Annotated in this window: 16 protein-coding genes; all 16 read right to left on the reverse strand. The window is 70.5% G+C overall.

Annotation, left to right across the window (positions count from 1 at the left end; genetic code table 11):
• Positions 1-28: 28 nt before the first annotated feature.
• The 16 genes from ACZ5PB_RS18810 to ACZ5PB_RS18885 all read right to left on the reverse strand — a co-directional run bounded on the left by ACZ5PB_RS18810 (position 29) and on the right by ACZ5PB_RS18885 (position 9,335).
• A complete protein-coding gene (locus tag ACZ5PB_RS18810; protein ID WP_468692453.1) occupies positions 29-1,765 on the reverse strand; it encodes an AAA family ATPase in 1,737 nt (578 codons plus the stop codon).
• A 32-nt stretch (positions 1,766-1,797) separates the two neighbouring features.
• On the reverse strand, positions 1,798-2,100 hold the full coding sequence (locus tag ACZ5PB_RS18815; protein ID WP_468692454.1) for a hypothetical protein: 303 nt from the start codon (positions 2,098-2,100) through the stop codon (positions 1,798-1,800).
• Complete coding sequence (locus tag ACZ5PB_RS18820) at positions 2,100-2,420, reverse strand: hypothetical protein (protein WP_468692457.1); 321 nt, start codon at positions 2,418-2,420, stop codon at positions 2,100-2,102. Before ACZ5PB_RS18820 ends, ACZ5PB_RS18815 begins: the two co-directional genes overlap by 1 nt.
• The gene (locus ACZ5PB_RS18825) at positions 2,417-2,662 is read right to left on the reverse strand and encodes a hypothetical protein (RefSeq protein WP_468692458.1); all 246 of its coding nucleotides are present in this window, start codon (positions 2,660-2,662) and stop codon (positions 2,417-2,419) included. Before ACZ5PB_RS18825 ends, ACZ5PB_RS18820 begins: the two co-directional genes overlap by 4 nt.
• Positions 2,659-3,288, reverse strand: a complete 630-nt coding sequence (locus ACZ5PB_RS18830) for a WhiB family transcriptional regulator (protein WP_468692460.1) — start codon at positions 3,286-3,288, stop codon at positions 2,659-2,661. The genes ACZ5PB_RS18825 and ACZ5PB_RS18830 overlap by 4 nt, the downstream gene beginning before the upstream one ends.
• Positions 3,285-3,911 (reverse strand): hypothetical protein, encoded by a 627-nt coding sequence (locus ACZ5PB_RS18835; RefSeq protein ID WP_468692462.1) that lies wholly within the window; start codon positions 3,909-3,911, stop codon positions 3,285-3,287. The genes ACZ5PB_RS18830 and ACZ5PB_RS18835 overlap by 4 nt, the downstream gene beginning before the upstream one ends.
• Positions 3,908-4,204: a hypothetical protein gene (locus ACZ5PB_RS18840; protein ID WP_468692464.1), complete on the reverse strand. Its 297-nt coding sequence runs from the start codon at positions 4,202-4,204 to the stop codon at positions 3,908-3,910. Before ACZ5PB_RS18840 ends, ACZ5PB_RS18835 begins: the two co-directional genes overlap by 4 nt.
• Positions 4,204-4,929, reverse strand: coding sequence for an exonuclease domain-containing protein (locus tag ACZ5PB_RS18845; protein WP_468692465.1), 726 nt, complete (start codon positions 4,927-4,929; stop codon positions 4,204-4,206). Before ACZ5PB_RS18845 ends, ACZ5PB_RS18840 begins: the two co-directional genes overlap by 1 nt.
• The gene (locus ACZ5PB_RS18850) at positions 4,926-5,969 is read right to left on the reverse strand and encodes a recombination directionality factor (RefSeq protein WP_468692467.1); all 1,044 of its coding nucleotides are present in this window, start codon (positions 5,967-5,969) and stop codon (positions 4,926-4,928) included. Before ACZ5PB_RS18850 ends, ACZ5PB_RS18845 begins: the two co-directional genes overlap by 4 nt.
• 2 nt (positions 5,970-5,971) lie before the next feature.
• Positions 5,972-6,814: a hypothetical protein gene (locus ACZ5PB_RS18855; protein WP_468692469.1), complete on the reverse strand. Its 843-nt coding sequence runs from the start codon at positions 6,812-6,814 to the stop codon at positions 5,972-5,974.
• On the reverse strand, positions 6,811-7,443 hold the full coding sequence (locus ACZ5PB_RS18860; RefSeq protein WP_468692470.1) for a hypothetical protein: 633 nt from the start codon (positions 7,441-7,443) through the stop codon (positions 6,811-6,813). Before ACZ5PB_RS18860 ends, ACZ5PB_RS18855 begins: the two co-directional genes overlap by 4 nt.
• The gene (locus ACZ5PB_RS18865) at positions 7,440-7,817 is read right to left on the reverse strand and encodes a hypothetical protein (protein WP_468692471.1); all 378 of its coding nucleotides are present in this window, start codon (positions 7,815-7,817) and stop codon (positions 7,440-7,442) included. The genes ACZ5PB_RS18860 and ACZ5PB_RS18865 overlap by 4 nt, the downstream gene beginning before the upstream one ends.
• Before the next feature lie 103 nt (positions 7,818-7,920).
• Positions 7,921-8,310, reverse strand: a complete 390-nt coding sequence (locus tag ACZ5PB_RS18870; protein WP_468692473.1) for a hypothetical protein — start codon at positions 8,308-8,310, stop codon at positions 7,921-7,923.
• Complete coding sequence (locus tag ACZ5PB_RS18875; RefSeq protein WP_468692475.1) at positions 8,307-8,702, reverse strand: hypothetical protein; 396 nt, start codon at positions 8,700-8,702, stop codon at positions 8,307-8,309. Before ACZ5PB_RS18875 ends, ACZ5PB_RS18870 begins: the two co-directional genes overlap by 4 nt.
• Positions 8,703-8,784: 82 nt before the next feature.
• Positions 8,785-9,075 (reverse strand): DNA-binding protein, encoded by a 291-nt coding sequence (locus ACZ5PB_RS18880; RefSeq protein WP_468692477.1) that lies wholly within the window; start codon positions 9,073-9,075, stop codon positions 8,785-8,787.
• 2 nt (positions 9,076-9,077) lie between these two features.
• Positions 9,078-9,335, reverse strand: a complete 258-nt coding sequence (locus tag ACZ5PB_RS18885) for a helix-turn-helix domain-containing protein (protein WP_468692478.1) — start codon at positions 9,333-9,335, stop codon at positions 9,078-9,080.
• Positions 9,336-9,405 lie beyond the last annotated feature (70 nt).

The raw sequence follows: 9,405 nt of genomic DNA on the forward strand, positions 1-9,405 counted from the left end.
GGGGCCGGCGGGAACCGGATGACCGCGATCAGGCTGCGTCGTGTGGGTGGCTGCCGGTGGTGGTGTCGCAGGGGAGGCAGGTGTCGTATCCGCGGTCGGCTCGGTAGCCGTGGAGGGGGGTGTGGCAGACGGTGCAGAGGGGGGGTTCTAGGGATGCCTGTTCCTGCGTTCCCCTCCCGTCCCCCCTCTCCGAGGGGGGAACGGGGGGAACGGGGGGCGTTCCGGGCGTTCCCGCTACGTTTCCGGGAAACGTTTGACCTGCGGTTTTGTCTGTTCCGGGGTCCGTTCCGGGAAACGTTTCCGGGAAACGCTGCTGGGAACCGCTCGGGGAACGCTCTGGGGAAACGTCGAAACCGGGCTTTTCGGACCGGGCTTTGCGGCGTCGTACAGCCTCAGCGATCTTGCTGTTTCCGCCGGGCAGTCGGAGCTCGGCGAGCTTCTCTCGCACGACCCGGTTGCCCGCGTCGTTGGGAACGCCAGCACCGTCGAGGGCGGTGATGATGTGCTCGACCGTGCCCGGGATGTTCTGCTCCTGGTGCTCGTACGCGGCGATCACGTGGCGGGTGCGGCCGGGGGCGTAGCGGTCGCCGTCCTTGTGCGCGTGGCGGACGAGATGGAACACGTCGGGGCCGATGCCGGTACGGGTGTGGGTGCGCTTCAGGAGGAGGCTGCCGCCGCCCTGGGCACGCAACTCCCAGACGTGGTCGACGTCCTGGGTCTTGGCGGAGGAGCCGCGGGCGCCGCGCTCGCCGTCCTTGCCCATGTGGTCGAGGCGTACGGACGCGATACCGGCGCGCTTCAGAGGGAGGAGGGTGTGGCGGTACAACGCGAGCCAGGTGTCCGCGTCGTTCTCCGGGCCGCTGATGAAGCGCGACACCGTGTCGAGGCAGACCACTTGGGCCTCGCACTCCTTGACCATGGCGAGGAAGTCTGCGCCGCCGCCTGCGGTGTCGAGGGGGCGGATGGGCGGGAAGCTGGCGTAGGAGAGGAGGCCCATACGTCCGGGGCCGCCGCCGTAGGACACCATGCGTTCCTGGATGTCCTGGTGGCCGTTCTCCGCGTCGACGTACAGGACGGACACGGGGGACTGTGGGCGGTCGCCGAGGACGGGTTGCCCGGTGGCCATGCGCCACATCCACTCCTGGACGAACAGGCTCTTGCCGGCCTTGCCTTCGCCGACCACGGTGATCTGCTGGCCGGGGGCGAGGAGTCGTCCGGGGAGGAGCTCGACGGCGCCGAAGTCGGTGGCGAAGAAGGCGTTCCAGTCCAGGAGGGTGTCTGTGGGTGCTTCGGTCTGGGCGGCGGTGCGCTTGGCTTTCCGCTCCAGGTACTCGTCGATGAACGTGGTGACTGCGCCGGGCTCGGCGTCGGGGCGGGCGGCGTACTGGGCGATCTTGTGGCCGAGGTCTGCGTCCTCGCGGAGTTGGGCGCGGGCGCGGACGGCTTCCACGTAGTAGAGGGGGTCGCCGCTGATGTACGCGAAGAGGCTGGTGACGTAGGCGGCGCCGCCCGCCCGCTGGGTCTCGTCGCGCTTGTCCAGGGCGAGGAGGAGGGACGTGGCCGTGATGGGGGTTCCGGCGTCCGCGAGTTCACCGAGCACGGTCCAGATCAGTTCGTGGGCGGGCTGGCTGAAGTACTCGCCCTTGAACTTGCTGTCGCGGATGGTCTTGATGTGCCGGGGGTTGGCTGCGCAGTCGCCGAGGACGTACCGCTCGGCGTCGATGTGTTCGGGGCCGTGCGGGTCCGCCTGGTCGCGCGGGTTCATGTGGCGGACGTTCTCCACAGGTACGGCTCCGATCAGAAAAGGGTGGTGGGTTCGGCCGGCGGACACCGGTGGTCGGTGACGTGGGGGTGGGGGCAGTTGGTGGGGTGCCAGGTGCCGGTCCAGCGGAGGCGGGGCGGGGTGTGGGGGCCCGCTTGGTAGAGGCACCAGATGAGCCGGTTCGGTGTGGCCGTGGCGGCCTGCTCGGTCGGAGTGAGCGGCCGGAGGTCGGCGGTCACGGTTAACGCGGCGGTGTGGCCGACAAGTTGGGTGAGGGTGGGGGCGCGGCAGGCCGGGCAACGGGAGTCGTCGCCGCCCGACCTGCGCGCCCCGCCCATCAGGCGCTCCGCTGCTCGGACTCGAACAACGTGCCGCCGCTGGTGCGCCGGTCGTACATCTCCCGCTGGAGGCCGCGGAGTCGGCCGCCGCTGATCTCGTCCCCGGCAACCTCGATGGAGGTGATGCGCACCTTCACGGAGGGCGCCTTGTCCTCCTCCGGACCGGGCTCGGTGCGCTCGACGTGAGACAGCTCGACGACGGCCATCCACCGGCCGGCGCGCTGCTTGAACATCTGGGTGGCGTACGGTTCCAGGGCTTCGGCGACGTCGGTGAGGACCTTGGAGTCGACCTTGACGTCTGCGTCGATGTGGAGGGTCATGCGGCGTGTGCTCCTTGGTGGGTGGGCTGTCCCGGGCAGGTGGCCGGGTGGGTGTGGCGGATGGTCTGGCCGAACGCGATGACCGCGTGGGCGCCGGTGACGATCTCGGTGGTCTCGCAGATCAGGCACTCGTACTTGGCGGCGGGTTGCTCGACCCACCGGCCGGTACGGTCTTGGCGGCCGAAGCGGGTGGTGAGGGCTCCGGTGATCTGCCTGCCGTCGGGCAGGGGGTAGGCGTTCACGCGGCGGCCTTCGTGGTACCGGTGTTCCGCAGTCGCCGGTCTGCGTCTCGGTGCGCCTGACGGCACGGCTCGCAGATCTCCGTCTTGTCGCGGAGGTGCTTCGCATAGCCGGAGTTCGTGCCGCACTCAGCGGCCTTGCGGCTGCCGGTGTTGCGGTACCGGGCTGCCTCGATCCGGTGTGCCTCGCGGCACGCCTCGTCGATCGGCTCCTTGTTGCGGACGTGCCGGTTGTAGGCGGTGTCCGTCCCGCAGGGGTTCAGCGACCTGGCCGCCCCCGCGCGCTTCTCCCGTGCTGCGGCGAACTGCGCCTTCTGCGCGGGGCTGCGCTTCTTCCTCCGTGCCTTGCGTTTGGCCGCGGTCTTCTTGAGCCGCTGCTGCTCTTCCTTCGGCAGCGACCGGAACCACAGGCCGTAGCGTTCGCCGCTGGTCAGTCCGCCGTAAATGCCGTGCCGGTTGTCCCTGTTGGCGTTGTCCTCGGCGGCCATTGCGTCGGCGAGGCAGAGGGTTCGGACGGGGCAGGTGGCGCACAGGTCACGTGCCGTGCGGATGGCGGCGTAGTCGGTGGGGTTGGGGTACATGGTGTCGCCGCGGTTGATGCAGGCGGCGTTGTTGCGCCAGTTCTTCATCGAGCCACCACCGGAACCGTCTCGGGCCAGTGCACTGTGGCCAGCGCACGACGTTGCTGAGGTGGTACCGAGACCGTCGGGTAGCCGAGCCAGTCGAGGCCCATCGCAGCGAACACCGCAGCATCTGCGGCGTCGTACCGGCCGGCGCCTTCGCACCAGATGCCGAGTTCCTCGACGACGAAGGTGTGGACCATGCCCTTCGCGACCCGGGCCCGCTTGTTCGCGGGGTGGTCCTTGGCCGGGTTGGCGACGCCGGTGGCGTAGATCGTCCGTAGGTGCGGGTTGGCTACGGCGTACGGGATGCCACGACGGTGCAGCCCGTGAGTGATCAGCCACCACAACCCGGCGCGCTCGTGGTGTCCGGCCTGCAACTGCTGCCCGTACGCCGGGCCTTCGATGACGACGAGGTCGGCCAGCTTGGTGCGGTCGGTGACCTCGTTGAGGAGCCAGGCGAGCCGGTCGTGGCCGGTGCGCTGCTTCGGTCGGAGGGCGTCTGCCCAGTCGGCTCCGGCGATGCCGAGTCCGGTGAGGCTGGGGTCGATGCCGATGACGAGGGGGTTGGGCCCTGCGGCCGGGCGGGGGGACAGCCCGGCCGCAGGAGTCGTGTCGAACAAGGTCGTCACGCGGCACCGTCCTTGACCTTGTCCGCCCGGCGCCCGGCGGTAGCCAGGTCGCGTTCGGCGGCGGCCAGTTGGCGGCGGAGGTGTACGACCGCGTACGCGAGGCGGGCCAGGCGCTGCTGGTAGCGCGACAGCACGGTGGTGTACCGGCGGGCGTCGAGGTCGGCGTGCCCGGCAACCGTCGACATGCTGGAGACGGCGGCAATGCGGTGCGCCTTCTCGGTGTCGCGCTGTTCGACGAGGCGCTCGACTCGGGCCTCCAGCTCAGCGATGCGACGGGTTCGTGTGCTGAACATCAGTTGCCTCCAGCCTGGTGCGGGATGAACGGCCACTCGGTGCGCACACCGTCGGCCTGGTGCTCTTTGCCGGGCGTCTTGCGGAAGTACGCGGCCAGCCCCTCGGCCTGCTCGCGCGCCCAACCGACCTGTGCGACGTGGACTTCGTCGAGGCTCTGGCCGCCGATCTGCGGCTTGGCCGAGGCGATCCGCCACGCCACCCGGCACGCGGCGATCGCGTCGGCGTCCGCAGAGTGCGCGCCGTCGAGCCGGACGTTGTAGGTGCGGCAGAGGTCTTCGAGCTTCCGACCGCCGCGCCGGTACCGGTCGACGGCCTTGTCCAGGACACGCGGGTCGATGACGCGGAGGTCGTCGCCGACGCGGTCGGCCAGCGGCATCACCTTGTGCCGTCGCGCCTCGCGGTCGAGGAGAGTGAGGTCGTACGCAGCGTTCATCGCGACGATCGGGATTCCCGAGAGCACGACCTGCACGAGCGCGGCCACCACTTGCTCCACGACCTGCCCGGCGGGCTGACCTTCGGCGCGGGCCTGCTCGGTGGTGATGCCGTGGACCTTCGCGGCACCGTCGGGGATGTCCACTCCAGGGTCGGCGAGCCAGGTCGCGGACTGGGTGGGGTGTTGGCCGCCGCACTGGACGACGCAGGCGGTGACGATGCGGTCCGCCTCGACGTCGATGCCGGTGGTCTCCAGGTCGAAGCCGCACATGCGGCCGAGGTGCCAGTTCATGCGCGGGCCCCCGATCCAGGCAGGGCGGCGGCCGGCCACCCGGCTGCTTGCTCCTCGTCGTCGACGACCTCGCCGTCCACCACCCCGTCCTCGTCCGGCGACTGCTCCGTGGCCTCCGACGCCCATCCGGACTCTCCGTCCGCGTCCGTGGTCGCCTCGATGTCCTTGCGGGCGGCGATGGCCATGAGGTCCTTGGAGAGCTGGTCCGTGCCCTTGGGGCCGACGTGCCCGGCCCGGCTGGCCTGGCGCCACACGTCGCGGACGTCGTCGGAGTTCAGCGCCCCCTCGGCCAGCGCCAGGTAGTCGGGGCGCGGCGCCTCGATCGCGGCCACGGCACGGCTGCCGGACGGGTCGAGGGCGAGAGCTGTGGGCAGCGGCCCGGTAAGCGCCTGCCGGGTGGTGATGCCGCGGATCTCCACGACTACTACGGGGAACTTCTTCGTCTGCCCGCCTGCGATCCGCTGGCGGGGCTCGATGCGCAGGGCGACGGGCACCATGCCCTGGCCGCCGGTGCCGGAGAGCACCATGTCGACGGTCCCACCCCACTCGTTCGCGGCGTAGAACGAGTGGGTCTCGGCCCGCCAGACACCGACGTCAGGCATGTCCGGGAGGATCACGTTGAGCCGCGAAGTAGCGGCGCAGACACGGCCCTTGGGCTGTTGGTGCCAGTCCTCGCCGAACTGCGCCAGGCACATGCACGGGTTGCCGGAGAGGCGCTCCCGCTCGCCGTCGCACCGGCGCTGGCAACCGCCGCCGGACCACAGCTCGTTGTACTGAGTCAGCGGGTCACCGGGCGGCATGAGCGCGTCGATGGTCTCCGCCTCGGTGAACACCCGGTACTGGGGTGCACCGGTGCCGAGGGGCTGCCACTTCTCCACGGTGCCGCCCCACGCCTCGGCGGCGGCGGTGACGTAGTGCTCGGCATGCGAGGACACGATCCACGTCCGCGAGCGGACGGGGCGTTTCCCGTCGGTGTATCCGGTGCGCAGGCGGCCGAGTTCTCGGGCCTGGCGTTGCAGGGTGACGATGCGCGAACCCATGGTCAGGCCGCCTTTCGGGAAGTACGTCGCCGCGGCGCGGCCGTCTGGCCGGGGGCGAGGAGAGCGGGGTAAGAGGACGGCGCGGCGTGCAGCCAGCGCGTCCCTTCGAGGAGGCCGCGGAACGCCCGGTGGGCGTCGCGGCCGGCGGGCATCTCCACCAGGGCGTGTGACTTCGCGCGGAGGTTGAGGACGCCCGTCCGCTGGACCTTCGGCATCGGTGCGTCGGTGTCGTCCGGCAGGAGCACCACCTCGGCGAACCTGAGCGCCGCCAACTGGAGGGTGTACTCCGGGTACACACTCTTGGCCGGGCGGGTGGCCGAGGACTTGTAGTCGATGAGCCACAGCTCCAGCACCCCGCCGGGGCCGGTGGGCAGCCAGATCAGAAGATCAGCCGTACCGGCGTAGCCGAGGCGGCGGTGCAGGCAGGTGATCTCGGTGGCCTCGATGTGCTTGTCCAGGTCGACCGACCACAGGTCCAGCCACCGGGCCAACTGTCCGGTGTACGGAGCGACCTCCGGGTCTGCGGCCACGGGGGCGCCGAGGACGTACGCCTCGGCGGCGGCGTGGACGCGGTCGCCGAGGTCGGAGGCACGGTCCTTGACGTCGCGGTGGACGGCCTTGATGTCGCGGGTGAGCGCGGGCCGGTCGTCGTCGATGCGGGTCTGGACGTCGTAGAGGTTGTCGAGGACGTGCTCCGTGGTGAGCTTTACCGCCCACGAGATGAGCGCGGGCTTGGCCACGGCGGTCCCGAGGACGTTGGTGACGGACACGAGGTCCGGGCCCCCGGCAGGGTCGCTGTAGTAGCGACCCCGCTCGGTGTCCCGGGCGTGCTTGGGACTGGTCACTCGGTGGCCCCCTGCGGGTAGTTCGCGGTGTAGGTGCGGCGTCCGCTGCGGTCGTGCTCGATCAGGTAGCCGGTCGCGGCCAGGTGCTGAAGCGCGTGCCGGGCCCGGTGCCGGGACACCCCCGGGTCGACCTCGGCGAGGAGCCAGCGATGGGCGCGGCCGGTGGTCCACTCACCGCCGTGGCCGAGGATGTGGTCGGCGAGACGGCCGAGCCGCTCGTCCACGTCCTTCTCGGGGAGGAGCCAGCGGCCGACCTTCGACCGCGTCTCCGGGTCGAGGAGCAGGGCGACCGGGGTGCCGTCCTCGGCGATGCACCCGATGGTGAGGAGGGACTCCTCCTCGACGGCGGGTTCGATCGCGGTGTCGAAGCGGGAGACGACCAGCGGGGTCGGGTGAGTGGACGTCGGCGCGAGTGCGCTGTCCTTCTCACCGGTCTCGTCGGCCAAGCGGCGGAGGCGGTCGCGGACTCCGAGCACGCCGTACTCCTGGCACACGGCGTCGAGTTCGGCGGCCGTCTTGGTGAGGATCTCGGCCTCGTACCGGGCAAGTACCGTCTCGGGCAGGTCGTCGCCGACCGCCCCGGACACCTGTCGGAGGGCGTAGAGGATGTCGTCACGGGCGGCGTTCACGCGGCACCTTCCTGAAGCTGCGCGGGTACCGCCTTCGGCTGGCCGATCTCCCGGAGCCGGTCCGCGAGCCGCAGCACCTGCACCCCGTACACCGGGATGAGGCCGCCGTCGACCAGCTCGTCCAGGAGCGTCTCCACGCAGGCGTCCCGCTGGTGTGTGGCGTGCGAGTCGGGCCCCTGCACGCCGGCCGACCGGTCCAGCCCGGCGATGTGCCGGAGGTTGTCGAGGACCGACTCCCCGTCCTCTTCCGCCGCGTGGGCGAGGGCGACGATCAGGGTGTGGAGGTAGTGCGACACGTCGAGCGTCGCGCCGGTGGGGATGGCCTGGACGTGGATACGGAACGGGCCGTCCACGGTGGGCTGGTGGTCGGTCATCGGTTCTCCCGGTGGTCCACGTCGAAGTGGGTGTCGTCGAGGCCGAGCGCGGCGAAGACGAAGAGCGCGGCGAGGCTGGCGATGAGAAGCGCTTCGAGCCAGATCACGAGGCGTCACCCCGCTCCTCGATGTCGGCGGCCATGCGCGCCTTGAACTCGCAGTTCCCGCAGGCCTGGCCGTAGGTGTAGCCCGCGCCGCAGTTCTGGCACGTCTGGATCGGAGCCGGGGTCAGCGCCTCCAGCTCGGAGACCCGGGCCCGCAGCGCAGTGATGTCCGCACCCAACCCACGCAGCTGCTCGGACATGGTTGCCACCTGCGCGGACCGCTGGTCCAGCAGTCCCTGGAGCTTCGCCGCGCGGGCCGCGACCTCCGGGTCCTGGAGCAGCTGCGCCGACTCCAGCGCCTCGGCCGCCACTTCCGCCGTCGGACGGCCACTCGCCTCCCACGCGGCGACAATCACCCGGGACGCCACCACCGTCCGGCCGGCGCTCACGCGGTCACCACCGAGGACGGGGCGAGAAACTCGGACAGGCGGGCAGCGGACTCGTCGGGCGTCGGGCGGACACGGCACCAGGCCCGGACCTGCACCCCGGAGATGACACCCTCCGCAATGACCTCGGTCGCCCCGTCGCTGCACACGATGCGCGACAGGTCCAGCGTGAAGTGCTCGGCGAACAGGGCGACGTCGTTGGGAGCGTCGAAAAAGTGCAGAACGATTGCGAGGCGATTGACTGCCCACGGCTTGCAGTGCGTCTCCAGCTCGGCCGGGACGACCGGCGAGGCGCTCATGATGTTCTCGGCGACCGACAGCGCGGTCATGTGCCCGTCGCGCTGGGCGGTCTCGGCGGAGACCTCTCCTGCCGGGTGGATTAGATTGATCGTCACGGTGTACCTCTCCTGTGGTGAGCGGTGTGCCGAGGGGCTGCATCGGACCTGGACCGTCCGGGCGGCCCCGCTTTCTTTTGGGTCAGGCGCTGAGTGCGGCCCGGTGTACGGGGCGGCGGCGCTGTGGCCTGCTGCGCCCCTTGCGCGGATCACCTGCGCGGATCGCCTCGTAGATGGCGGCGCGGTCGGCGCGGTTGGTGATGATCCGGCGTCCGCTGCGGCCGTGGAGGTCGCGGTTTTCCGCGAGGAATCGGCGGAGCCACGAGACGCTGCACTTCAGGACATGCGCCGTCTCCTGGACGGTCATGAACTCCTGGTTCTCGTCCTGTGGGGCGACGGGTACTCCGTAGAGCTCGTAGGCCTTGGTGGCCATGTTCATTTCCTTTCTGGGGGCTGTGCCTCCGGTGTGGGGCAGATCGGACGGCGGAGGCGCTCGTCCGTGGTGTTGAGGGCTGTGCGGAGGCGCCTATACGGCGTGGGGCCCATGTGTCTGCGGGTGCCGTTTTCGAGGTGGGCGACGTAGCGGGGGCTGATTCCCACCTGTCTCGCCAGCTCGGCGCGTGTGAGCCCCGCGTCCATGCGCTCCTCGCGGATCGCGTCTCCGATGACCTCGAAGGTCAGCGGCTGGTGCATGCCGTAAAACTAGCCCTAGTTAGCCTCACTTGTCTAGCCTTAGTTAGCCTTCATGTGGGCGTGGCGGGTC

It is taken from the genome of Streptomyces sp. NPDC032721, assembly GCF_055579625.1.